Here is a 24,285-nt window from a genome sequence, read left to right on the forward strand (position 1 = left end):
CGTGTAAGCGGACAGTACCGACAGGAAGAAGGAGGGGAGCCTTGTGGTCGAGGAAACCCCCTGGCAGCAGGCCCTCCGCTACGCGAACCGCGCCGATCCGTACCCTTTCTACAAGGAGCTGCGCAAGACACCGGTGGCGCGGCAACCGGACGGGACCTACGTGGTCAGCACCTACCGGGAGATCGTCACGCTGCTCCACGACCCCCGGGTCAGCTCGGATCCCAGAAAGTGCCCCGTCCCGGTCGCGGCCCGGACGGAGGGCTCGGCGGAGCCGATCAGGGAGGCGCTGACCGAGCCGAACATCATCACCTGCGATCCACCCGAACACGATCGCGATCGCCGGATGATGATGCCGCACTTCGCCGGACCGCCCCATGCGCCCCACCTGATCTCCGACCTGGAGCCCGAGATCCGCCGAATCGTCGACGGCCTCCTGGACGGCATGAAGGGCAAGGACCGGATCGATGCCGTCGACGACTTCGCCTACCCCCTGCCGGTGACGGTGATCTGCAAGGTTCTCGGCGTGCCGCTGGAGGACGAGCAGCGCTTCCACCGCTGGATAGAGACCGCCCTGGACGCTTTGGACTTCGGCCCCGAGGCAGCCTCCGAGGAGATCCGGAGCCGGCAGACCGGGGGACGGCAGGCCGTGCAGGAGTTCGGGCAGTTCGCAGCCGAGTTGCTCGACCGGTACGCCCAGCAGCCCGGACCGGGCATGCTCTCGGCGATGGTGAACGACGACGGTCCGCAGGGGCGGATGCCGAAGGGGGTGCTCGCGAGCAACACCCTGCTCCTGATCTTCGCGGGGCACGAGACCACGGTCAACCTCATCGCCCACAGCGTGCTCACGCTGCTGCGCCGTCCCGAGGCGCTCGACACACTGCGCCGCCGGCCCGAACTCATCGTGCCCGGGGTGGAGGAACTGCTGCGCTTCGAATCGTCGGTCCAGTTCTGGCACACCCGCTCCGCCTTGGAAGACATCGACATCGCCGGCACCACCATCCCGAGGGGAGCCCCGATCTTCCTGGCCTACGGCTCGGGGAACCGCGACCCGGAACGGTTCACCGACCCTGACGAACTCGACCTCGAACGCCGTGACAACCAGCACCTCGGATTCAGCCAGGGCATCCACTTCTGCTTCGGCGCTCCGCTCGCGCGGCTCGAAGTCCAGGTCGCGGTCGGCGAGTTCGTCCGCCGGGTGCAGAACCCCCGGCTGGTCGAGGACCCGCCGCCGTACCGGCACAACCAGATCTTCCGCGGGCCGCGGCACGTCTTGGTGGACATCGACGGCATCCGCGACTGACCCCGGTCGCGGGATCGCCCTCGCCTGCGGCGCAGTACTGCGCCGCAGGCGAGGGCGGAGAGCACGGCGGCCTGGGAGGCGGCCTGGTCCTCCGCGGGCACCCTGACCCGTCACCGTGAGGCGTGGTTTCCGTCGGCCGTCACGGGTGGTCGCCGGTACCGCCTCCGGTGGGGGCGGAGGTGGTGCCCTGGTGGCCGCCGGGACGTGGTGCCTGGCGGGCGTCACGGATGCTGTCGCGGGCGGCTTCGGCAACTGCCTGCGGGGTGATGCCGAACTCCGAATACAGGCGCTGGTAGTCGGCGGAGGCGCCGTAGTGCTCCAGGCTCACGATCCGTCCGGCGTCGCCCACCACCTCGCGCCAGCCCTGTCCGACCGCGGCCTCGACACTGACCCGTGCGCGCACGGACGGCGGCAGCACCTGCTCCTGGTAGGTGGGGGACTGGGCGGCGAACCACTCCCGGCACGGCATCGACACGACCCGCACCGCGAGAGAGTCGGCCGCCAGCAGTTCGCGGGCGTCCAGGGCGATCTGGACCTCGGAACCTGTCGCGATCAGGATGACGTCCGGCGTGGCGCCGTCCGCCGCGTCGGCCAGGACGTATCCGCCTCGGGCCGCGTGCTGGGCGGGGGCGTAGGCTCCGCTGTCGCGGTCGAGGACGGGCAGGTTCTGCCGGGTCAGGATCAGACCGGCGGGCCGGTCCTTGTGTTCCAGGACGGTGCGCCAGCAGGCGGCGGTCTCGTTCGCGTCGGCGGGGCGCACGACGTCCAGGCCGGGGATGGCGCGCAGGGCCGCCAGGTGTTCCACGGGCTGGTGGGTGGGGCCGTCCTCGCCGAGACCGATGGAGTCGTGGGTCCAGACGTAGGTGGCGGGCAGCTTCATCAGCGCGGCCAGGCGTACGGCGGGGCGCATGTAGTCGGAGAACGTCAGGAAGGTGCCGCCGTAGGGGCGGGTCAGGCTCTGCAGTGCGATGCCGTTGAGGATGGCGCCCATCGCGTGCTCTCGGATGCCGAAGTGCAGGGTGCGGCCGTACGGGCCGCCCTTCCACTCCTTGGTCTGCCGGTCGGCGGGGACGAAGGAGGGCTCGCCGCTCATGGTGGTGTTGTTGCTCTCGGCCAGGTCCGCCGAACCGCCCCACAGTTCCGGCAGTACCGGCGCGAGCGCGGTCAGCACCTGGCCGGACGCCTTGCGGGTGGCCATGCCCTTCGCGTCGGCCGGGAACGTCGGCAGCGCGTCGGCCCAGCCGTCGGGCAGCTCCTGCGCCCGGAGCCGGTCGAGCAGCGCGGCACGGTCCGGGTTCGCCTCCCGCCACGCCGTGAAGCCACGCTCCCACTCGGCGTGTGCGTCGCGGCCCCGGTCGGCCACGGCGCGGGCCCGGCGCAGCACGTCGTCCTCGACGGTGAAGGTGCGCTCCGGGTCGAAGCCGAGTACCTGCTTGGTGGCGGCCACCTCGTCATCGCCCAGAGCCGAGCCGTGCGCCTTCCCGGTGTTCTGCTTGTTCGGCGCGGGCCAGCCGATCAGGGTGCGCAGCATGATCAGCGACGGGCGCCCGGTCTCCCGCTTGGCCTCCTCGATCGCGGCCAGCAGCGCGTCGACGTCCTCGACATAGGAGCCGGTGCGGGTCCAGTCCACGGTCTGCACGTGCCAGCCGTAGGCGGCGTACCGGGCGGGAACGTCCTCGCTGAAGGAGACGTCGGTGTCGTCCTCGATGGAGATGTGGTTGGAGTCGTAGAACGTGATCAGGTTGCCCAGCTCCTGGTGGCCGGCCAGGGAGGCGGCCTCGGAGGTGACGCCCTCCATCATGTCGCCGTCCGAGGCGATCACGTAGACGTGGTGGTCGAACGGGCTGGCGCCCGGCGTGGCGTCGGGATCCAGCAGGCCGCGCTCGCGGCGGGCGGCCATCGCCATGCCCACCGCGCTGGCCAGACCCTGGCCCAGCGGACCGGTGGTGATCTCCACACCGCGGGTGTGCCGGTACTCCGGGTGCCCGGGGGTGGCCGAATCCCAGGTCCGGTACGCCTCCAGGTCGGGAAGCTCCAACCCGTACCCGGACAGGTAGAGCTGGATGTAAAGGGTCAGACTCGAGTGTCCGCAGGAGAGCACGAACCGGTCGCGTCCCAGCCACTGGTCGTCGTGCGGGTCGTGCCGCATGACGTTCTGGAACAGCAGGTAGGCGAGCGGGGCCAGGCTCATCGCCGTGCCGGGATGGCCGTTGCCCACCTTCTGCACCGCGTCGGCCGCCAGCAACCGTGCGGTGTCGACCGCCCGCACGTCGACGGCGTCCCAGCCGGCCCGGTCCGCCACCGGCGCGGGTACCGACCTGCTCCGCTGGATGCTCGACTGCTCACTTGCCATGCCAGTTACTCCTAACCAGAACCGGTGAGCCGGGCTTACGGCTCTGTGGCCGACCCTTCGTCGCGAGGAACGAGAGGGCGCCTGTGGATGAGGGGTGCGGTGACCTCCGCGCCACGACGGGACCGCGTTCAGCCGGCCCGGCGGTCCGCCGGCGGGCGTGGCGGCTCGAACGGGTTCCCCGGCCGTACAAGGCCCACCCGGCGCTCCGCACCGCCGGGCGGGCCTTGTACGCCGGCCGGAAACTCCTCTCGCGTCCCTGTCCGCGGCTTCTGCAGCCGTGGCGGAGGGGCGCTCAGCGGTTGTCGTCGTAGGGGTCACGGCTGCCGGACTTCGCACCCTGAGGATTCACGTATGTCCACCGAGTACCCATCGCCCGGCGAGTAAACAGGACGTCGGCCGTGGCCATGACATTCCGGGAGGTGGCCGGGCGACTTCAGCGGTACGGCTGCGCTCTTCTTCGGTGACCGGCCGGTGACCGGCCGGCGGGTGAGGGAGTCAGTCTCCGCGGAGCACGTCCCCGACCGTCTCGTGCAGCGGCAGGACGGACGTGAGACGGGTGAGTTCCAGGATGCGTCTGACCTCCGGTTGGATACCGGTCAACGCGAACTGGTGGCGTGCCTCCGCACGGCGGCGGTGGATGTCGACGAAGGCTCCCAGCGCGCTGGAGTCGCAGAAATCCACGTGGGTCAGGTCCAGGATCAGCAGCGGGACCTCCTGCATCTCCGTGGTGGCGAGATGCCCCAGCAACTGCGGCGCGGTGTGGTAGTCGATAGGGCCGTCCACGGCGACGACCGCGTGGCGCGGGCCGCGGTGCGATGTGAGGGTCAGTGTCGGGCCGGTGGGGACCAGGCTGTTGGATTCGACCGCTGGTGAGCCGCCGGTCGGCGTGTGCGCCTCGGGGCCGGGGGAGGGGGTCATCGGGAGCGGCTCTCCTGTATCCGGGGCGAACGGGTCGGCTGGTCGTCCTGGTGCCGGTCGAGGAGGCGACCGGGGTACGCCGTCACGAGGTCTTGACCTCCGCCCAGACTACTTTCCCTCCGTCGATCCAGCGGGTGCCCCATCGTGACGCGATGGCGTCGACCAGGAATATGCCCCGGTGCCCGAACCCCCCGGGATGCGAAACGATCAGACGAGGTTCCTCGGGGCTGCTGTCCGTGACCTCCAGGACGACGCGTTCACCCGCCCGCCGCAGCTCGACACGCAGCGGTGTCCTGGCGTGGCGGACGGCGTTGGCGACCATCTCGTCCGCGATCAGCATCATGTCGTTCGCCAGATGCCGCAGGCCCCACTCGCCCATGACCCTGGACACCAGGTCGCGGGCGTCGGGGACCGCGCTGGAGACCGGGGCGTAGTCACGTGTGACCGCCACCACCTGGTGCGACGCGTCCTCGGGCCGGTGCAGGTACAACATGGCGATGTCGTCGTCGTGCTGCCCGCCGGCCAGCGCGTCCAGCCACGAGTCGCAGTCCGCCTCGATCTCGCCCACGGGCCCGGCCAGCAGCTCCCGCAGGTGCCGCAGTCCGTCGTCGATGGGACGCCCGCGGCGTTCGACCAAGCCGTCGGTGTACAGCAGCAGCCGCGAACCGGGCGGCAGGGAGACCTCCTGCTCCGCATAGCGAAGCCTGCCCACCCCCAACGGCGGCCCCACCTTCTCGTCCAGGAACCTCACGCTGCCTCCGGGGTCGCGCCGTACCGGCGGCAGGTGTCCGGCGACGGCCGCGCGCAGCAGGTCCCGGCGCGTGTCGAGCACCGCGTACACGCAGGTGGCGATGGAGCCGGGAGCGATGTCGTCCACCAGGACGCTGAGCTGCTCCAGCACGTCGGCGGGGGCGAGACCGAGCTGTGCGTAGGCCCGGCAGGCCGTGCGGATCTGGCCCATGACCGCTGCCGCCCTGACGCCCTTGCCCATCACGTCCCCGACGACCAGCGCCACCTCGCCGTCCGGGAGCGGTATGAGGTCCACCCAGTCACCGCCGGCGCCGCGATCCCGTGCGGCGGGCAGGTATCGCGACGTGCTGGCGACCCCGTCGACGCGTGGCAGCGCCGACAGCAGGTGGCGTTGCAGCTCTGTGGCCGCTTCCCGTTCCTGGCGGTACGTCTGCGCGTTCTGCAGCGCCACGGCGGTCTGCGCGGCGACACCGGTGATCAGGCGTTCGTGCCGCTCCGTGAAGACCCCCCGCTCGGGGTGGCCGAAGAAGAACCCGCCGAGCACCGTCCCGCGGGACATCACCGGAACGGCCAGATAGCTCCGTACCGGCAGGTGCCCCTCCGGCATGCCGTGGTGCGGTGCGTTGTGCCCGTAACGCGAGTCCGCGGTGATGTCGTCGGACCGCACCACACCAAGGCCCCGGAAGGTCTGTTCGAACACCAGGGTGTTGCGCGGCATGGGGAACTTGTCGAAGGCCGACCGGTCGACACCGGAGATCACGTAGAGCAGGTACGACTCTCCGGTCTCGCCCAGGACGTTGTAGAAGAAGGCGCCGAACGCCGCCCCGGCCAGGCGGGTGGCGGCGTCGACCGCGTGCTGGACCAGCGCGTCGAGGTCGAGTTCCGCGGTCAGGACACTGCCCGCCTCTTGGAGCAGCTCGACGGTCGCCGCCTCCTCGCGCAGCTCCCGCTCCCGCTGCTCCAGCTCCTTCTGGGACCGGCGCAGCTCCGTCGTGGCGGAGCGCAGCTCGGCCACGACCGTCTGCAGATGCGCGGCCCGCTGTGCCACCAGGCTCTCCAACCCCTCCAGGAGGGTGCGAGCCGCGTCCGCCTCCACGATGGGCGACGGCCGGCCGGCGGACAGCAGCGCCAGGCGCGTGCTGCCGGCGACGAGGCGGAAGATCCTCGCGGCCTCGGCGGACAACGGAAGGCGGGAGAACAGCACCACCGCGAACCATTCACCCGGCGACAGGGTTCCCCCGAAGGCCAGTGCGGAACGGACGCCCTGCCCCGGGAGGAGTTCCTCCAGCCCGCCCACCTGGCTGCCGGACAGGTGCACGACCTCGACGTCGCTCTCCGCGGGCACAGCGCCGTCCGCGTTCCCGGCCGTGACGCCCAGCCGTTCGAGCAGCCGGTACACCGACGGTGCCTCGTGGGCGGCGCCGGACGGCACCGCGGGCATGTGCAGCGGACCGGAGCCCTCGGCGCCGGGCCGGCGGACGTACGGGCCACGCCACCCGGCCGGGGTCAGCCGCCGCGCGTGCTCGGCGGGGGGGCCGGCGGTTGCCGGTGCCGCGGCGGCGGCGCTCCACGGCCCGGCGAGGAAGACGCCCACCGCAGGGCAGGCACGTCCGTCACGCCCGTCGACCAGGCTGTCGTAGAAGAAGTCGGCGACCGCTTGTGCCGCCGCGCCCGGCGACGGCACACCGCTGACGGCCTTCCGCAAGCGGGCACTGCACCGGGCTGTTTCACTGAGATCGAAAGCCGACAGGTCGAACCGGGCGTCCTGCACGGTGTGTCACACCTCGATAACCGAAGAGGGTAGGGCCATGGACGAACAGCAGGACCATGGACATCACAGGTTAGCCCCTGGCTGAATCCTGGTTCGTCGCGATCCGTGCTGTCGTCCCAGTGCCCGGCACGTCCGTGCGGATGCGGTGCGGGCCGCGCACGCGAGGGTGACGCAGTCGGTACGGCTACGGACAGGGCGAGCAGCGCAGTGTCGTCGCCGGCCCCTGGACCGAGGCTGCCGAGGAGGCCGTCCGCAGTGTGCGGCACGTGGTCGGCCGACGGTGCGCCGGCGGCCGCGAGATGCCGGGCGAGCCGCTCCTGGCCGACCATGCCGCCATCGGGTGCCGGGGAGGCACAGGACCAGTCCTGCGTCTGCACATGGAGCTGAGGTGGAACCTGGGAGCAGGGTGGCCATGGGCGTCGGCGTGAGATCGGCCGTCAGGCTGTGAGCTCGGTGCCTGTGCGACGCCTGTGCTCGGTGTCGTACGGGCCGAACCCGGACGGCGCCGGCCATGGAGTGGGCTGCTTCGGCACGGCGCTGCCCAAGCGCAGCGAGACCTGCCCGGCTGCCCGCGACTGGGTACGCGGATCTCGGTGAGCCGCTGACTCCGTGGCCCCTGGCGCGATTGGCCCCTGACCTGCCCTCGGCTTAGGGTGCCTCAGTCCGTGTCAACCCCCCTCGGCCCGGCAGCGAAAGCGAACAGTGATGACCCAGCAGACGTCCGCAGCCGGCCCTGTCCCGGGGCCGCGCCCAGAGGTGGTTCCGGACACCGAGGTGGAGACTCGCCGCATCGCGGCGGTTCGCCGTTACGACATCCTGGACACGCCGCCCGACGGGGCGTTCGACCGGGTGGCGGCGCTGGCCGCCCGGCTCTTCGACGTGCCGGTGGCGACGGTCACCATCGTGGACACCGACCGCATCTGGTTCAAGGCCGCCCACGGCCTGGACGGTGTGAAGGAGATAGGCCGCGATCCGGGACTGTGCGGCTCGGCCGTCCTGCGCGACGAGACCCTGGTGATCCCCGACACGCTGCTCGACCCGGTCGCGGCGGCCAACCCGCTCGTGGCCGGCGAGATGGGAGTGCGCTTCTACGCCGCGGCCCCGATCGTCACCGGTGACGGGCACCGATTGGGCACGGTCAACATCCTCGACACCAAGCCGCGCTCCATCAGCCGGGCCGACACCGCTACCCTCACCGACCTGGCCTCCATCGTGAGGGACGAGCTGGAACTGCGGCTGTCCGCCCTGCGGGCCCTGCGCCACGAGCAGGAACGGCGCGAGGCCGAGCGCCGCCAGGCGGAGGCGGAACGCGCACGAGCGGAAGCGGAGTACGCGCGAGCGGAAGCGGAGAGTGCGGCACGGGAGCGTGCGGAGCAGGACCGGGCCGCGATCGCCGTTTTCGCTTCGACGCTCCAGCGAGCCCTGCTGCCCCCGGTGCTCCCGACCGCTGACGGCCTCGAACTGGCCTGCCACTACCACGCGGCCTCCGTGTACGAGGTGGGAGGGGACTTCTACGACGTCTTCCCCCTCGACGACGATCGCTGGGTCTTCTTCCTGGGTGACGTATGCGGCAAGGGAACGGAGGCGGCGACCGTCACCTCGCTGGCTCGTCATACCTTGCGGGCCGCCGCCCGGGCCGACTGCGACCCCGCCGCGGTGCTGTCCGCGCTGAACACGGTCCTGCTCACCGATGTCGCCGCCGGCAGCCGCTTCTGCACTGCCGTCTTCGGCCTCCTCACATCGGAGGAGACCGGTGGGTTCACGGTCAGGATCGCCACCGGCGGCCACCCGCCTGTCTACCACCTGCGTCCGGACGACGGCGGCGCGGTCTGGGTGCGGGCGGTACGGCCCAAAGGAGGGATGCTCGTAGGCGCGTTCCCCGAGGCGCGGTTCGCCCAGATCACCTTCCGGCTGGCCCCGGGGGAAGCGCTGCTCCTCTACACGGACGGTCTGATCGAGGCGCATACCGCTCAGGGCGTCATGCTGGGCGACGAGGGCCTGACCGGCTTTCTGCACCAGCGCACCGGCCCGGTCACGGCCACCGCCCTGGTGCGGGACACCGTTGCCCTGCTGGAGGCACTGCCCGACGGGGCCGGGGACGACGTCGCCGTCCTGGCGCTGTCGGTCCCGGGGGAGGGGGCGGCCTCCGACGACGCGCCTGTCTCCGGTTCCCGGGGCGCTGCCGCGGCCTCGGACCCGGTTCAGCAGGGAGAGGAGGGACGACGACATGACCGCCGACGTCGGGATGACCGTCGAGAAGCCTCGTGAAGGCGTCGTTCTCGCCACTCTGACCGGTGACCTGGACCAGCGGAGCGGTCGTGGGTTGCGCGACCGGGTCGCGGACGTCGTCCGGGACGAACCCGCCTATCTGGTTCTGGACCTGTCCGGGATCGGCTGCTGCGACTCCACCGGCCTGAGCGTCCTGATCGGCATCTGGCACCTCGTGCATCAGTCGGGCGGTTCGGTCGCCGTGGCCGGCGTGCCGGCCCGCCTGCAGCGCATGCTCACCGTCACCGGCGTGGACGAACTCCTTCCACCGCATCCGACGGCCGCCGACGCGGTGCGGGCAGGGCCGGCCGGGCCGTCCTGACGCGACCGGTGCGCAAGCTCGCCGGACGGAGGAGAAGCAACCGCACCTGCCCGTCGTGTGGCTGGGAAATTCCGCCTCACGGCCAGGACGATTCATTCCGGGGCACGATCACCACCTCTGGCATGGCACTGGTGGAGGGTACGGACAACGCGCACAGCACCGCGTCGGCCACGATGTCGGGATGCTGGAGTTTCGATGTGTCGGCGTCCGGGAAGCGCTCGGTGATGAACGGCGTTTCCATCCCGCCGGCCATGACACCCGTGACGCCGATGCCGAGGCAGTCTCGCTGGGCTTCCTGAAAAAGCGTGTGGGTGAAGGCCCGCAGGCCCGTTTTGCTCGCGGCGTAAGGGCCCGCCTCGGTCCAGGTCCGGTGGGAAGCGGTGGACAGAATATTGACGATATGGCCGGCACCGCGTGCGACCATGCGCCGATAGACAGCCAGACACAGGTACATCGGGCCGAGGAGGTTGGTGGTCACCACCTGGGTGACCTCATCGGTGGTCAGGTGCTCGATCGGCTTGGTGACGTCCACGGCGGCGTTGTTGACCAGGATGCCCACCGGCCATCCGTCCTGTTCGAGGTCCTCGATCGCCGCGGCGACGGCGTCGGCGTCGCGGACATCGAGGTGCAAGAAGCGCGCGTCGTGGCCGTCCATGGTCAGAGCGGCGCACACCTTCTCGCCGTCCTCGCGGCGTACGTCGGCGAGGCACACACTCGCACCGGCCCGGGCCAGGCGGCCGGCGATGGAGGCCCCCAAGCCCCGTGCCGCCCCCGTGACAATGGCGTGTTTGCCGGACAGGTCTGGATGGGAGTCGGGTCTCAAGGTCGGTCCCTTCTTCATCGGCGGCTCCTTTCTCCTTGCCCCGGCAGGGACAGGCGGGACGGTGCCCGGCACGGAGAGCACCCGGTTGGGCCAGGGACGTGTTCGCAGGCTGCCTGCCTGCCTGCCGACGGCGTGCGGGGATCCACCGAGGGGGGCCGCGGATCAGGTGCCGGTCGGGGCGGCGTGGTCACGCACGGTCGGCGCCGCACCCTGATGCCGCTGGACCGGCCGACGGCCGATGCGCTGTGTCCCAGCTCGTGAGCCACACCGTGCCGGTGGACACGCGCGGTGATCCGGCCGGGCGGCTGACCGTGGTCCACTGCAGGCAAGTCCGCTCCGTTTGCCGTCCGCGCAGGTGGGGACCCGGCCGATCATGAGCACTACGCCACGCCGCCCCCGGATGCGGCAGAGCCGCGTCCTGTGGTTGCTGGAGCGGGAGGCCGACGCGCTGATCGACGCGCTCCGCGAGGGAGTGCAGGCGCTGCCGCTCGGCAGCTGGATGCCGGCGGCGGTACCGGACGTGCGCCCCGGCGGCTCCCGCGAGGCGGGCCTGCTCGCAGAGCGGCGACGCATGGGAACGGGAGCACATGAACACGGCAGCTGACAACCGCCTCGCACGACGTCTGCAGGGGCTGCTCCAGCGCACCGGACGAGGTTACTCGGCAGGGCACGACCGGCCGTTGACCGGGTATCTCACAGCGATGGCGGGCTTTGCCGCGTACACGACGGCCTGGGCCACCGCCGTACGGCTGCGCGGCCGCCCACTGCCCGACCGGCCCGAGCCGTGGGACGTGGTCCTGACATCGGTCGCCACATTCCGGCTCAGCCGGCTGCTGACCAAGGCATCGGTCACCAGCCCGCTACGCGCCCCCTTCACCAGGTACGTCGCTCCGCAGGGCCCGGCGGAGCTGCACGAGGAGGCGCAGCCGGACAACCGGCACACCGTCGGGGAACTGGTCACCTGTCCCTTCTGCATGGGCGTCTGGGTGGCCTCGACCCTGACCGCCGGCCAACTGCTCTGGCCGCGCGCGACCCGCACCGCCATGGGCGGGCTCACCGCCCTGGCCGGGGCGGACGCGTTGCACCTGGCGTACAGCGCGCTGGTCGAGAAGACAACCGGCGGCGAGTGACCCGGCAGCAGCGGAACGCGGCGGTGTCCGGCGGGGCCGATCGTTTCCCGGGCGGTCCGCGTTCTGCTGCTGTGCGGGGCATCGACCGCGCGGGTGAACGCGGTGCCGGCGGGTGAATGCGGTCCCGGCGGGTGTCCGCCGGGACAGGCTCAGGCGCGCACCGTGGCACGGCCGCTCGCGGGCAGCGTCTGAGGAGTCGTGACGGCCCTCGCGTGAGCAGTCCCCGACCCGCGGTTCGTGCGTGCCCTGTCGGCTGCCTGTCGGGGCTGTCGGTCCGCTGTCGGCTGCTTGTCGGCGAGGGCGGGGAGTCTTGCTGGAGATCGTGCCGGAAGCCCGTCCGGCAGGGCTACGACAGGCAAGGAATCACCATGACCACGCACGTCACGATCGTCGGTGCCGGACTCGGCGGACTGACGCTGGCCCGTGTCCTTCACGTTCATGGCATCCCGGCCACGGTCTACGAGGCGGAGTCCTCACCGGCGGAGCGTTCGCAGGGCGGCATGCTCGACATCCACGATTACAACGGCCAACCGGCTCTGCGGACGGCCGGCTTGATGAACGAGTTCCGCGGCATCGTCCTGGAGGGCCGCCAGACCATGCGGATCCTCGACCGGGACGGCAGCCTCCGGCTCGAGCAGGGCGACGACGGTACGGGCGGGCGGCCCGAGGTGATGCGCGGGGAACTGCGGCGGATCCTGCTCGACTCGCTGCCAGCCGGAACCGTCCAGTGGGGGCGCAAGGTCCGCGGGACCCGCACTCTCGGAGACGGACGTCACGAGGTGACGTTCGCCGACGGCAGCACCGTCGTCACCAGCCTGCTGGTCGGCGCGGACGGCGCCTGGTCACGGGTCCGGCCGCTGCTTTCCACCGCCGTACCCGAGTACATCGGCAAGTCGGTCGTGGAGACGTACCTGTTCGGCGCCGACACCCGTCACCCCGCCACCGCGAAGGCGGTCGGCGGCGGGTCGATGATCGCGCTCACCCCGGGCAGGGAGCTCTTCGCCCACCGGGAAAGGGACGACACCCTGCACGCCTACGTGGGGCTGTCCGAGCCGCAGGACTGGTTCGCCGCGATCGACTTCACCGACTCCGCCGCGGCCACCGCGCGGATCGCGCAGGAGTTCGGCGGCTGGGCGCCGGAACTCAGCGCTCTGATCACCGACGGCGACACCGCGCCGCTCCTGCGCCCCCTCTACGCTCTGCCGACCGGGCACCGGTGGGATCGAGTGCCGGGAGTGACCCTGCTCGGTGATGCCGCCCATCTTTCGGCTCCGAACGGAGAAGGCGCCAACCTGGCCATGCTCGACGGCGCCGAACTGGGCAAGGCCCTTGCCGCGCACCCCGAGGACATCGAGGCGGCGCTGGCCGAGTACGAGCGAGCGCTGTTCCCCCGCAATGCCGCTGTCGGTGAAGCCGAGATCCCTGACAAACCCGCACTCGAGGACCTGATCACCCTCTTCACCCGGGACGAGCGGACCGCATGAGCCGCCGGCCGACGTCACCACGGTGACTGTCGCCCCTTGCTCATCTGCCCCCTCGATCGGGGGGAGTGGTCACGCCCCGCGGGTGTCGCGCGCGCCGTAGGCCGCGCGCCAGGCGGCGGGGGGCACGGCTGCCTTACGCCGGAAGAAGGTGGTGACGGCTGTGCCCGCCGCCTCGCACGCTGCACGAGAAGGCGGCGGCACTGCTGCACTCCCTTGCCCGTAATAGCGCGCTGATCGACGGCAACGAGCCCACCGCGTGGCTTGCCATGCCGCGTCTTCCTGCGGCTCAACGGGCTCAGCGCCGGTACGGCACCGCCGCCCGTCTCCATTGCCGGGCCGTTCGTCGAGGAAGTCGCTCAGGACACCATCGATCCACCGGTCATTGCCAAGCGGCTGTCGGCCTGGTTCCCCATTTCCTGACCTGCGACGGGGCCGACCGGCGCGCGCCGGTCGGCCCCACACCGCTTGCAGCGGGTTCCCGCCGCAGTGCCGGCTCAGTGGTCGGAATAGCTGAAGTCGCCCACCGTCCAGGCGCTGACGTCCTCGATCGACACCCGGTACATCCCGCCCGAGTCCGGGATGCCCACCGTGCCCTGCAGGATCCGGGCGACGTGGAAGTGCAGATGCGTAGGCGGCCCGTCCTTCTTCGCGGGCGGGCCGAAGACGCCGGAGAACTCCCCCAGGCGGTCGGAATCCGTCAGCACATCCGACACCCTCTGCCTCCACACGGCTTCGGGAGCCAGCCGGCCGGTGATGACAGCGCCACCGGTGACCACGGTCAGGGACATCTGATTGCTCCGTCCGGACTCCACCAGTGTGGCGACGTCTACGAGCAACTCGTCAGGCTTCGACATGAGACCGATTGTATTTGCCTGCCGGGCGGCTGCTTGAGCGGCACCGCTCCAGGACGGGGCGGGGTGTGTCCGGTCCGGGGCCCGGCAGCTCTGCGCCTCGCCGCCCTGTTCTGCCGGTGGGTGACTACCTCGCTGCGGGACGCCCGAAAATCTGTACCGGCGAGAGTAGACATCGCGAGGCGGCGTGGTTAGGGTTTCTCTCGTAGTCGAGATCGAGAAGGGCCCGGCAGAGATGAACTGCCGGGCGGCAGTACACGCAGTCGCAGTACGTAGGACGGTGCGGCGGTGGAGTGTCGGAGCCAGAGCGGTTGCAGGACGGCGACGGGACTGACGGCCGGACCGGGTGGCCCGCGGTGATCAGGGGCCGCCATGAGCGGTACCGCAGTACCAGCAGTACGCAGTACCCCTTCGGTAAGTGATTGATCAGAGGGAAGAACGGAGGAGTTGAGCGCCATCAGGACCGCCCGGACGGCAGCACTGGGTCCGGGTACCGCAGGACATCGATAGGCAGGTGGTCTCCGGTCACACGTCCGCGATCCCCGCATCCCCGGCAGGATTCAGGCCGGGTCGGCGGAAAGAGAAGGCCGACGCGGAATCAGGGTCGGCAGATGGTGTAGCACTTCCTTCGGGGCCCTGGTGCCGGTATGCACCAGGGCCCCTCCGAGCGTTCCGCACGCAGCGGCGACGACGGCGGACGGCACCCACGGCCCACGGCCGTCCCCGTTCCGCGACGATGAGCATCCCGCTGCGCCTCGGTCGGGCCGCCGAAATGCGCGCCACCGTTCAAGGCTTCTCCGCGCGATCGGCGAAGCCGCCTCATCACTCCGCTCCGCTCTGCGGGCGGCCACCGCCGCCATTCCGGCTACCGCCTGCGCATCGCCGCCCGCGCCCGGAGGCCGCGACCGCCCGCACGGCCGGATCGAACCGAACCGGTCGGAGGCTACGCGCGGTCGGCCGCAGGTACCCCAGGGGTGACTCGTTCGCCGGGCACGGGTTTCGCCAGCTCCGCGTTGAACTGGGCGCCGATGAGAAGGGACAGGTTGGACAGCCACAGCCAGACCAGGAAGACCACGACGCCTGCCAGTGAACCGTAGAGGCGGTCATAGGTGCTGACGTACGAGGTGTAGACGGCGAATCCGAGGGAGACGGCCAGCAGGAGGACGACCGCCAACGCGCCGCCGGGCGCCATTCTCCTGACGGGGCGGGAGGATGCCGGGCCCGCACGGTACAGGACGAGCACCAGGGCCACGGCGACCGCGGCCACGACCGGCCACCGCAGCGTGTCCCAGGCGGTCTGCGGCCCGGTGCCCGGACTCAGTGCCCTGCCCAGACGCCGGGCCAGGCTGCCGGTGAGCAACAGCGCGAGGGTCGACGTGGCGAGCAGCGAGATCAGGACCAGGGCCGTGGCGACGATGCGCGGAGCGGTGCGCCAGACCGGCCGGTCCGCGTCGATCCGGTGCATCGCGTACAACGCCCGGCGGAAGACGCTCAGATAGCTGCACCCCGACCACAGGGCTCCCGTCCCTCCGACGAAGATCAGCGTCCAGGCCGCCGACGACTGTTCGGCCATCTGCCGCAGGGTGCCGCGCAGCAGAGCGCGGGACGCGTACGGGGCGGCCTGTGTCACGCGGTCGATGACCTCCGGCTTGGCGGTGGGCATGGTCAGACCCAGGATCGAGAGGATCACCAGCAGCAACGGGAACAGGGCCAGCACCGCGTAATAGGTCAGCGCGGCGGCCCAGTCCGTTATGTCGTCGTTCCAGACGACCACCGGCGTCCGTCGCAGTGCCGCCCACCACCGGGCCGTGTGACCGTGCGCACCATCCATGCCGCGGATCTTCTCACCCTCCGCCCTCGGGCCGCCGTCGAGCACTGTGCAGCGAAGCCACCCCTGCGCGTGTGCCGGGGCACCGCACCTCGTACCTGCTGCCCCGCCGCGAGCCCGGTCATGTGCGGGAAGGACCATCGATCACGGCCGTACGGGGTCCCTGGCGGGATGCCGGCTCGACGGGCTGCGCGGAATGGGGGAGGAGGGGATGAACCACGTCGCGCCGGCGTGCACCGCTTGTCTTTATTAATACAGCCTCATATAGGTCCAGACGATACCTGACCTAGGTGCTAGTCGGGCTAATGTGTCACCCGTTCGCCCCCGCATCCATCATCGAATGGCGGCGTTATCTGCAACATGACGAAGGCATCCAGAGGACGGGCACTCGAAGTCACCCCAGGGTGGTCGTACTCGACTGTAAGGCGACCCGCACGGCTGGGCTCCTACATGTATCTGCCTGCACCGAACACGGCCGGGTCCGCCAAGGGCGTGCTGGTGAAGGGTGGCCTCCCCGTCACGCTCGAGGTCATCGAGGGCACCCTTCAGGAATTCATGGACGCCATGAGCTCCCTGGAAATGGACATGTCGAGACGCTGGCCGAGTCCGGAAACCGGGTCGTTCGTGCCGGCGGAATGACCGGGCGGCGCCATGTACGGTGAACATATGGGGCATTATCCAGAGCCCCCCGTCGAATATCCGGACGGATTCCAGATCGGCGGTGGACGGCACCGGGCGTCCGTCGACGAATTCGAGTCGAACCTGACTCCTCCCGATGCGAACTGGGACCCCGCGGAAGAGCTGGCCTTCATGCTGCGGGACGCCATCGACCAGCAGTCGAGGATCCCGACGGCAGGCCATGAGGACTTCCTCGCCGGTACGGGGCCGATGTCCCCCGGCGAGACCCTGGTGGACGTCGCAGCGGAACCGCTGCCGGTGAAGTCCCCTCCTCGGGGCCACCGGAAGGTGCGAACACGGCAGCGTCCGAACAAGATCAGGATCGCCACCCGCTTCATCGCCGCCCTGGTGACCGCCATCGCCTCGGCCGTGAGCATCTTCGGCGGCCTGATCGCCTACGATCCGCTGCGGTTGGTGGCCGTGTCGCGGATGCAGAGCAGCGCGGTCTCCTGGTGGCCTCTCCTGGTGTTCGGCCCCTGGCTGGTGGCGTCGCTGTCCATTCTCCGGGCGGCGCTGCATCAGCGTCGGGCCTTGCACTCCTGGTCCATGCTCCTGGTCTTCTCCGCCATCGCCATGGCGCTGTGTGTCGCGCAGGCGCCGAGGAACCTCGTCGGCATCGCGGCCGCCGCCCTGCCGTGCTTCGCCTCGCTGGCCTGCTTCCAGCAGGTGGTGCGGCAGATCACGCTGACGAGGCCGCCCCGGCGGACGCTGCCCCGGCACCGGTTGCGCATTCCCAGGGTCCCCGCCGACGAGACGCCGGACGGGCGACCGCCACAGGGCCGTACGCCCTCGGCATACGGCGACCTCGCCAGGGACGGGCACGGGCCGCGGGATGCCCGCTCTCCCGGTCGCGGGCCGGTGACGCCGCACGACGTGACCACCACCGGCCTCACCCGGCAGGCCGAGCCGGGGCGGTTCGGCTCCGGCGGCCAAGCGGTCCACGACCAGCGCCTCGGCGATCCACGCCCCTTCGGACGGACCGGCGACATCCGGTGAACGCGCGCCGGCGCACCGAGGCATCACCAGCCAAGCCGACCACAGCCTGCCGACAGCCGAGGGCCCCACATCGATGACGAGTTCCATCACCCCAGCCCGGACAGCGTCCGGCGCCCGCTTCCGCGCCGCCGGTGGCCGGACCTTCCGGCCCGTGCCGCTCACGACCGACACCGGCCACGGGCTCATCCAGGACACCACCGGCACAGGGCACCCGCACGGCACACAGGTGGGGGCCGGACCGAGCGGGTACGCCGGGTGAACAGTTCCGTCACAGCGCTCACGTCCTTCCCCGACATCGCCCAGCTCCTGCCTCGCCAGCAGATGGCCATCGACTGCGCCGTCTGCGCCCGTCCGCTGGGAGGGAGCGGGCGGGTGCTGGCCGAGGTGCGGCACCGGGGGCTGCCGTTCCGGCTCTGGGTCTGCGTGATCGGCTGCCCGGCGTCCCGGCCGAGCTTCCGGACCATCTAGCTTCAGGGCTGCCGGCACCGCGACCCTCCTCGTCCGGCGCCTCGGCACCGCCTCCGCCGTGCCCCCTTACCGGTTTCTTGACGAAACCGCAGGACTGGAAGGGCGGCCCAGGGCAAGGAGCGAGAAGTGACTCGTATGGCAATCGTGGCCCTGACCCTGGTCGCCGGCATCGCGGCGGCCGTCGCGGCGGTCGGCCTGTCCCCCTGGTGGTGCGTGGCCGCCGTACCGCTCGTCCTGCTCGGTCTGCTGGGGACGGCGGACCTGGTGCAGCGCCGGCATTCCGTGCTGCGCAACTATCCCGTGCTCGGACATGCCCGCTTCCTCCTGGAACGGATCCGCCCGGAGTTGCAGCAGTACTTCGTCGAGCGGAACTTCGACGGACGCCCCTTCGACCGGGACGTCCGCACCATCGTCTACGAGCGGGCGAAGGGCACGGACGCCGAGCAGCCGTACGGCACCGAACGGGACGTCTACGAGCCCGGTTACGAGTTCCTCGTGCCGTCGATGGCCCCGTGCGAGGTGCCGAAGACGCCGCCGCGGGTGCGGATCGGCGGCCCCGACTGCACCCGCCCCTACGACATGGCGCTGCTCAACGTGTCGGCGATGAGCTTCGGCTCGCTGTCGGCCAACGCCGTCCTCGCGCTCAACGGCGGCGCGGCGGCCGGGGGATTCGCCCACGACACCGGTGAGGGCGGCCTGTCGGAGTACCACCTGCGGCCGGGTGGCGACCTGGTCTGGGAGATAGGCACCGGCTACTTCGGCTGCCGCACCCAGGACGGTGACTTCGACCCCGCCGAGTTCGCCGACAAGGCCGCGCACGACCACGTCAAGTGCGTGTCCCTGAAGCTCTCCCAGGGCGCCAAACCGGGCATCGGCGGTGTCCTGCCGGGCGCGAAGGTCAACGCCGAGATAGCGAAGGTACGGGACGTGCCCGAGGGGCGGACGGTGATCTCACCGCCGTACCACCGGGTGTTCTCCACCCCGCGCGAACTCGTCCGCTTCATCGCCCGGATGCGTGAGCTGTCCGGTGGCAAGCCCACCGGGTTCAAACTGTGCGTGGGCTCCCGCCGGCAGTTCCTGGCCGTGTGCAAGGCCATGCTGGAGGAGGGCACGGCCCCCGACTTCATCGTCGTGGACGGCAGCGAGGGCGGTACCGGAGCCGCGCCCCTGGAGTTCGCCGACCACATGGGAACCCCGCTGACCGAGGGCCTGCTCACCGTGCACAACGCCCTCGTCGGCGCCGGCCTGCGCGACCGCATCAGGATCGGTGCGAGCGGCAAGATCGCCACGGGTACCGACCTGGTCAAACGCCTGGTGCAGGGAGCCGACTACGGCAACGCGGCACGGGCGATGATGTTCGCCGTCGGCTGCATCCAGGCCCAGCGGTGCCACACGAACACCTGCCCCACCGGTGTGACCACCCAGGACCCCCACCGCGCCCGCGCCCTCGACGTGCGGGACAAGACGCCGCGCGTCCAGCGCTTCCAGGAGGCGACCGTGGCCGGCGCCCTCCAGCTCATGGCGTCCATGGGCGTCACCGACCCCGCCGAGCTGCGCCCGCACATGCTCCGCCGGCGCATCGACCCGTACACCGAGCGCTCCTACGACGAACTGTACGAGTGGCTCCACCCCGGGCAGTTGCTCGCCGAACCCCCTGCCGCCTGGGCGGCCGACTGGCAGGCCGCCGACCCCGACCGATTCACCGTCTGACCTGGAGGACTCAAGTGGCCCGTACCGTCGCCCGCGTCATCGTGGACGCACTGAGCGAACTCGGCGTGCGCCAGGTGTTCGGCGTGGTGGGAGACGCGCTCAATCCCCTGACGGATGCCATCCGCACCACCGAGGACCTGGAGTGGGTGGGCTGCCGGCACGAGGAGGCGGCGGCTTTCGCCGCGAGCGCCCAGTCACAGCTCTCGGACACCCTCGGGGTCTGCATGGGCACGGTCGGACCCGGTTCCGTCCACCTGCTCAACGGGCTGTACGACGCCGCCAAGAGCCACACGCCCGTCCTGGCGATCGCCGGCCAGGTACCGCTCGCCGAACTCGGCACCGACTACTTCCAGGAAGTCGACAACGACGCCCTCTTCAGTGACGTGGCCGTCTTCCGCGCGACCATCACCTCCCCCGACCAGCTGCCGCAGATGCTCGAGACGGCGGTGCGCCACGCCCTGGGCCGCAAGGGGGTCGCCGTCCTGACCGTGCCCGGCGACCTGGGTGAACGCGAACTCACCACGGACCGCCCGGCCAGGTTCTCCCTCAACCCCCCGCTCAGCCGGCCGGAGGAATCCGGCGTGCGCCGGGCGGCCGAACTCCTGGACGGCTCGGAACGGGTCACGCTGCTCGTCGGACGGGGCGCGCGCGGGGCGCGTGCGGACGTCCTGACCCTCGCCGACCGGCTGGCCGCGCCGATGGTGCTCACCCTCAAGGCCAAGGAGGGCTTCGAGGGCGACACCAACCCGTTCCAGGTCGGCCAGACCGGACTGATCGGCAACCCGGCCGCCGCGTCGGCCCTGCGGGACGCGGACACCCTGCTGCTCCTGGGAACCGACTTCCCCTACCGGGACTGGTATCCGGAGGGCAAGACCGTCATCCAGGTGGACACCGAGGCGGCCCACATCGGGCGGCGCGTACCGGTCGACGTCGGTCTCGTCGGCGACACCGGCGTGACCGTCCGAGACCTTCTCACCCACCTCGCCGCCGCTCCCGCCGGCACGGAAGGCGCCCGCGACCGCTCGCACCTGGACAAGGCACGCGAGCGTTTTGGGCAGTGGCGCGAGAACCAGGCGCGGCTGGCCGACCCGGCCCACGACAAGGGGCTGATCGGCCGCGTCCGCTCCTCGCTCGACAACCGCACCCACGACATCCGGCCGGAGGCACTGGCGGCCGTGGTGGACCGGCTGGCCGACGACGACGCCGTCTTCACCTCCGACACCGGTATGGCGACGGTGTGGCTCTCGCGCTTCGTCGAGATGCGCGGCGGACGGCAGCTCATCGGCTCCTACAACCTCGGTTCGATGGCCAACGCGATGCCCCAGGCGCTGGGAGCGCAGAGCCTGGACCGTGAGCGGCAGGTCGTGGCCTTCTGCGGGGACGGCGGGTTGAGCATGCTCCTCGGGGACCTCATGACACTGAAGACGCACAACCTCCCCGTCAAGCTCGTCGTCTTCGACAACCGCCGCCTCGGCATGGTCAAACTGGAGCAGGAACAGGCCGGGCTCCCCGAGTTCGGCACCGTCCTGGACAACCCAGACTTCGCCGCCGTCGCCACGGCCATGGGTATCCCCGGCATCCGCGTGACCGACCCGGCCGACCTGGAGAAGGCCGTACGCCAGGCCTTCGACACCCCCGGGCCCGTCCTGCTCGACGTGCTCACCAACCCGGACGAGATCGCGGTACCGGCCAAGCCGACCGTCGAGCAGGGCTGGGGGTTCGCCATGGCCAAGGTCAAGGAGATCGTCCGCAGCCACGGGGACGACAGCACGCTCTGAACAGAACCGGGTTCAGCGTCCGTCGTTCAGCCGGTCGTTGCCGACTGCGGTCACGAAGCGGGCCCAGCCAGCGGCGGGGAACACGAGCACCGGCCCGTGCGGGACCTTGCTGTCCCGCACGGGAACGACGGCGCCGAGGTCGTCGGAGACCTCAAGGCACGCGCCGCCGTCCGAGTTGCTGTAAGAACTCTTGCGCCAGGCCAGGACACTCACGTCGATGGTTCGCACGGTGCTTTCTCCCAGTTCAGCGTCCGTCGTTCAGCCAGTCGTTCCTGACGGCGGTCACGAAGCTGGCCCAGCCGCCGGCGGGGAACACGAGCACCGGCCCGTGCGGGACCTTGCTGTCCCGTACGGGGACGAGGGCGTCGAAGCCGTCGCAGACCTCGAGGCACGCGCCGCCGTCCTGGTTGCTGTAGCTGCTCTTACGCCAGGACGCCACGCTCAGGTCGGTGGATCGCACGCCGTTTCCTCCAACATCCGCAGGATGTACTTGCGCGACTCCGCCGGGGTGAGGGCCAGATCGCGCACCGCATCGTAGGTCTTCTGCAAACGTACAACCGGACCGGCGTCCTCGATAAGCTCGCCCCAGTATCCGTTCTCGGTGTACGCCACGGTTTTCCCTTCCGGAAGGAGGAGATACCAGACGTCCACGCCCAGCAGGCCGTGCAGCCCGGCACACTGAAGCAGCACTTGAACCGTGACGTTGGGACGCCCCGCCACTTCTCCCAGGTACGCCAACTGCGCTCGCCACTCTGTCGCGTCCCGCGACGGCGTTCGCAGCACCGCTTCCGAGAGGATCGTTCTGAACGGCGGTGCGTCCTTCCCCTCCAACAGCTCCCGGCGTCCCATCCGAGCCTGACCTGCTGCTCAAGTTCCCTCCCCTTGAGCCCACCCGCCGCCAGCACCTCCCGCGCGTACCCCGGTGTCTGCAACAGTCCCGGCAGGACGCTCACCGCGAAGTGCCACAGGCTCACCGCCTTGGCCTCCAGCGCCATGTACCGCCGGTAGCGCTCGCGGAACTGCGTGTGGTCCCCGGCGGCCAACTCCCACAGCGCGAGCAGCAGTCCCGGCGTGCCGTAGTGCGTGTCGAGTGCCTGGACGACCTCGGGGCTGCCGAGCGTCTCGCCCTTCTCCATCTTGCCGAACAGGGACCAGTCCCAGCCCAGCCGCTCCCCGAGCTGACGCAGGCTCGTCCCGCTGCCGGTCCGCAGGGTCCGCAGTTCCTCGGCGAAGCGCTGGCGTGGTTCCTGGCTGCGGCCGGTGACGACGCGTCGCTGTGACATACGGCTGGCTCCCCCTCGGTTCCGAGGGCGGTATCGTAACGCGACGGCTACGTACCGTAGTTCATCCGGTGCTTGGGCGGCTGCCGCGGCGGGCGGCCGCTGCGGACAGCACGGCCAGGGCGGCCGACGCGGCGAGCATCCACTGGAGGGCGTGGGCGGCAGACTCTGCCGTGGCCGTGGCCGTGTCGGACAGGTAGAGGTAGACGCCGCCCAGTGTCGCGACGCCCAGCGCCCCGCACAGTTGCGCGTTGGTGCTGATGACCCCGGAAAGGTCGGCGGCGTAGCGGTCCGGGAGGGTGAACGTCATCTGGCCGATCAACGAGTTGGAGCTGATGCCCAGCCCCAGTCCGCCGATGCCCAGCAGCAGGAACAGGGCGGGTCCGGAACGGTGTCCGGTGGCCAGGTAGCACCACACGGCGGTGTAGCCCGCGGCGAGGACCAGGCAGCCGAGTACGGGCATCGCCGGCCGGTGGCGTTCGGGTACGGCGGCCAGCAGTGGTCCGGCCAGGCCGAAGGCCGCCACCCATGAGACCATCGCCAGCCCGGCGTAGGCGGGCCCGTGTCCCAGGCCGTCCTGGAGGTAGACCGCCAGGACGAACAGCAGGGCGAAATAGGTCATGGTGGTGGCGCCGTGGGCGGTCAGCAGCCACCGGACGGCGGGCTCGCGGACCACCTCCTCGGCGATCAGCGGCCGGCCGCCCCGCGCGGCCAGGCGGCGCTGGCCGCGCCGGAAGGCCACCGCCACCGGCACGCTCGCGGCCAGGCAGACCCAGGTCCAGGCGGGCCAGCCCTGGTCGGTGCCGAGGAGCAGCGGGACGATCAGCAGCAGGACCGCGACGGACAGCAGGAGCATGCCGTGAACGTCCACGTCGTCCCAGCCGCCGGTCCTCTCCTCGGCCGGCATGCAGCGCAGTGCCGCCCAGCTGAGCAGGATGCCCACCGGCACGTTGATCAGGAAGATGGGGCGCCAGCCCGTACCGAACAGGTCGGCCGCGATCAGTACGCCGCCCAGGGCCTGGCCGGCCACCGCGCCGCCGGAGAGCGCGATGGCGTAATAGCCCAGCGCCTTGATCCGCTGCCGGCCGGCGAAGTGCGTCTGGATGCCGCTGAGCACCTGCGGCACCATCAGCGCCGCGCCGGCCCCTTGCGCGACGCGTGCGGCGATCAGCACGAGCGCGCCCGGGGCCAGCGCGCAGGCCAGCGAGGCGACGGTGAACAGGGCCATCCCGGCCAGGAAGACACGGCGGTGGCCGTGGCCGGCGCCGAGCCGGGCGCCGGTGACGAGCAGGACGGCGTAGGCCACCACGTAACCGGAGATCACCAGACCGGTCTCCCCGCCGGACGCGTGGAGGTCGCCGCGGATGGCAGGTGCGGCGATGTTGGCGATCGCGGTGTCGATGTTGGCCATGAACTGCGCCGCGAGCAGCACCGCGAGGAGCCGCCAGCGGTGGGCGGCCGGGAGGGCCGGCGCACCGCTCCCCCCGGGGGGCACCGGATCGTCCGTTCGCGGCTGTGCGGGGGAGTGGTGCGGGCCGGCGTCCTTGCCGCGCATGGTGGGTCCGTCCGTGGAGTGG

At 71.0% G+C, this 24,285-nt stretch carries 20 protein-coding genes and 3 pseudogenes; 13 read left to right on the forward strand and 10 right to left on the reverse strand.

Annotated features, from left to right (window positions below):
• The first annotated feature begins 43 nt into the window (after window positions 1-43).
• Window positions 44-1,300, forward strand: a complete 1,257-nt coding sequence (locus tag ACGFT1_RS05935) for a cytochrome P450 (protein ID WP_373907804.1) — start codon at window positions 44-46, stop codon at window positions 1,298-1,300.
• Between the two features lie 139 nt (window positions 1,301-1,439).
• Here the strand turns inward: ACGFT1_RS05935 and tkt are convergent, their stop codons facing one another.
• The 3 genes from tkt to ACGFT1_RS05950 all read right to left on the reverse strand — a co-directional run bounded on the left by tkt (window position 1,440) and on the right by ACGFT1_RS05950 (window position 7,026).
• On the reverse strand, window positions 1,440-3,653 hold the full coding sequence (gene tkt / locus ACGFT1_RS05940) for a transketolase (protein ID WP_373907805.1): 2,214 nt from the start codon (window positions 3,651-3,653) through the stop codon (window positions 1,440-1,442).
• 495 nt (window positions 3,654-4,148) lie between these two features.
• Window positions 4,149-4,571, reverse strand: a complete 423-nt coding sequence (locus tag ACGFT1_RS05945; protein ID WP_373907806.1) for an STAS domain-containing protein — start codon at window positions 4,569-4,571, stop codon at window positions 4,149-4,151.
• 82 nt (window positions 4,572-4,653) lie between these two features.
• A complete protein-coding gene (locus ACGFT1_RS05950; RefSeq protein ID WP_373907807.1) occupies window positions 4,654-7,026 on the reverse strand; it encodes a SpoIIE family protein phosphatase in 2,373 nt (790 codons plus the stop codon).
• A gap of 840 nt (window positions 7,027-7,866) precedes the next feature.
• Between ACGFT1_RS05950 and ACGFT1_RS05955 the strand changes: the two genes are divergently transcribed.
• Together ACGFT1_RS05955 and ACGFT1_RS05960 are read left to right on the forward strand one after the other, a co-directional pair.
• Entirely contained in the window at window positions 7,867-9,360 is a 1,494-nt protein-coding gene (locus ACGFT1_RS05955) for a PP2C family protein-serine/threonine phosphatase (RefSeq protein ID WP_373907808.1), read from the forward strand.
• Window positions 9,320-9,682, forward strand: coding sequence for an STAS domain-containing protein (locus ACGFT1_RS05960; protein ID WP_373907809.1), 363 nt, complete (start codon window positions 9,320-9,322; stop codon window positions 9,680-9,682). Before ACGFT1_RS05955 ends, ACGFT1_RS05960 begins: the two co-directional genes overlap by 41 nt.
• A gap of 76 nt (window positions 9,683-9,758) precedes the next feature.
• Here the strand turns inward: ACGFT1_RS05960 and ACGFT1_RS05965 are convergent, their stop codons facing one another.
• The gene (locus tag ACGFT1_RS05965) at window positions 9,759-10,523 is read right to left on the reverse strand and encodes an SDR family oxidoreductase (protein ID WP_373907810.1); all 765 of its coding nucleotides are present in this window, start codon (window positions 10,521-10,523) and stop codon (window positions 9,759-9,761) included.
• Window positions 10,524-10,878: 355 nt separating this feature from the next.
• On the opposite strand from ACGFT1_RS05965, the gene ACGFT1_RS05970 reads away from it, so the two are divergent.
• The 4 genes and pseudogenes from ACGFT1_RS05970 to ACGFT1_RS05985 form a co-directional block, all read left to right on the forward strand.
• Window positions 10,879-11,109 carry a hypothetical protein gene (locus tag ACGFT1_RS05970; RefSeq protein ID WP_373907811.1) on the forward strand — a complete coding sequence of 77 codons (231 nt, stop codon included), beginning with the start codon at window positions 10,879-10,881 and terminating at the stop codon, window positions 11,107-11,109.
• Between the two features lie 97 nt (window positions 11,110-11,206).
• On the forward strand, window positions 11,207-11,635 hold the full coding sequence (locus ACGFT1_RS05975; protein WP_373907812.1) for a DUF1360 domain-containing protein: 429 nt from the start codon (window positions 11,207-11,209) through the stop codon (window positions 11,633-11,635).
• Between the two features lie 368 nt (window positions 11,636-12,003).
• Window positions 12,004-13,119, forward strand: a complete 1,116-nt coding sequence (locus ACGFT1_RS05980) for an FAD-dependent oxidoreductase (protein WP_373907813.1) — start codon at window positions 12,004-12,006, stop codon at window positions 13,117-13,119.
• 176 nt (window positions 13,120-13,295) lie between these two features.
• A pseudogene (locus ACGFT1_RS05985) lies at window positions 13,296-13,539 on the forward strand (toxin); the annotation flags it as partial.
• Between the two features lie 74 nt (window positions 13,540-13,613).
• Here the strand turns inward: ACGFT1_RS05985 and ACGFT1_RS05990 are convergent.
• On the reverse strand, window positions 13,614-13,973 hold the full coding sequence (locus tag ACGFT1_RS05990) for a hypothetical protein (protein ID WP_373907814.1): 360 nt from the start codon (window positions 13,971-13,973) through the stop codon (window positions 13,614-13,616).
• Window positions 13,974-14,609: 636 nt separating this feature from the next.
• Here ACGFT1_RS05990 and ACGFT1_RS05995 point away from each other — a divergent pair.
• Window positions 14,610-14,866 (forward strand): annotated as a pseudogene (locus ACGFT1_RS05995) (hypothetical protein); the annotation flags it as partial.
• Window positions 14,867-14,913: 47 nt separating this feature from the next.
• Here ACGFT1_RS05995 and ACGFT1_RS06000 read toward each other — a convergent pair.
• Window positions 14,914-15,801: a YihY/virulence factor BrkB family protein gene (locus tag ACGFT1_RS06000; protein ID WP_373907815.1), complete on the reverse strand. Its 888-nt coding sequence runs from the start codon at window positions 15,799-15,801 to the stop codon at window positions 14,914-14,916.
• 447 nt (window positions 15,802-16,248) lie between these two features.
• Between ACGFT1_RS06000 and ACGFT1_RS06005 the strand changes: the two genes are divergently transcribed.
• From ACGFT1_RS06005 to ACGFT1_RS06025, 5 genes are all read left to right on the forward strand, one after another.
• Entirely contained in the window at window positions 16,249-16,437 is a 189-nt protein-coding gene (locus ACGFT1_RS06005; protein WP_373907816.1) for a hypothetical protein, read from the forward strand.
• Window positions 16,438-16,464: 27 nt separating this feature from the next.
• Window positions 16,465-17,472: a DUF2637 domain-containing protein gene (locus ACGFT1_RS06010; protein WP_373907817.1), complete on the forward strand. Its 1,008-nt coding sequence runs from the start codon at window positions 16,465-16,467 to the stop codon at window positions 17,470-17,472.
• A 255-nt stretch (window positions 17,473-17,727) separates the two neighbouring features.
• Entirely contained in the window at window positions 17,728-17,940 is a 213-nt protein-coding gene (locus ACGFT1_RS06015; protein ID WP_373907818.1) for a hypothetical protein, read from the forward strand.
• 126 nt (window positions 17,941-18,066) lie between these two features.
• Window positions 18,067-19,650, forward strand: coding sequence for an FMN-binding glutamate synthase family protein (locus tag ACGFT1_RS06020; RefSeq protein WP_373907819.1), 1,584 nt, complete (start codon window positions 18,067-18,069; stop codon window positions 19,648-19,650).
• A gap of 14 nt (window positions 19,651-19,664) precedes the next feature.
• The gene (locus ACGFT1_RS06025) at window positions 19,665-21,428 is read left to right on the forward strand and encodes a thiamine pyrophosphate-dependent enzyme (RefSeq protein WP_373907820.1); all 1,764 of its coding nucleotides are present in this window, start codon (window positions 19,665-19,667) and stop codon (window positions 21,426-21,428) included.
• A gap of 12 nt (window positions 21,429-21,440) precedes the next feature.
• Here ACGFT1_RS06025 and ACGFT1_RS06030 read toward each other — a convergent pair whose 3' ends face one another.
• From ACGFT1_RS06030 to ACGFT1_RS06045, 4 genes and pseudogenes are all read right to left on the reverse strand, one after another.
• Window positions 21,441-21,656 (reverse strand): DUF397 domain-containing protein, encoded by a 216-nt coding sequence (locus ACGFT1_RS06030; RefSeq protein ID WP_373907821.1) that lies wholly within the window; start codon window positions 21,654-21,656, stop codon window positions 21,441-21,443.
• Window positions 21,657-21,672: 16 nt separating this feature from the next.
• A complete protein-coding gene (locus ACGFT1_RS06035) occupies window positions 21,673-21,888 on the reverse strand; it encodes a DUF397 domain-containing protein (protein WP_373907822.1) in 216 nt (71 codons plus the stop codon).
• A pseudogene (locus tag ACGFT1_RS06040) lies at window positions 21,870-22,711 on the reverse strand (helix-turn-helix domain-containing protein). Before ACGFT1_RS06040 ends, ACGFT1_RS06035 begins: the two are co-directional and overlap by 19 nt.
• A gap of 61 nt (window positions 22,712-22,772) precedes the next feature.
• Window positions 22,773-24,263: an MFS transporter gene (locus ACGFT1_RS06045; protein WP_373907823.1), complete on the reverse strand. Its 1,491-nt coding sequence runs from the start codon at window positions 24,261-24,263 to the stop codon at window positions 22,773-22,775.
• Window positions 24,264-24,285 lie beyond the last annotated feature (22 nt).

The organism is Streptomyces sp. Y20 (assembly GCF_043195475.1).
GTDB lineage: Bacteria > Actinomycetota > Actinomycetes > Streptomycetales > Streptomycetaceae > Streptomyces.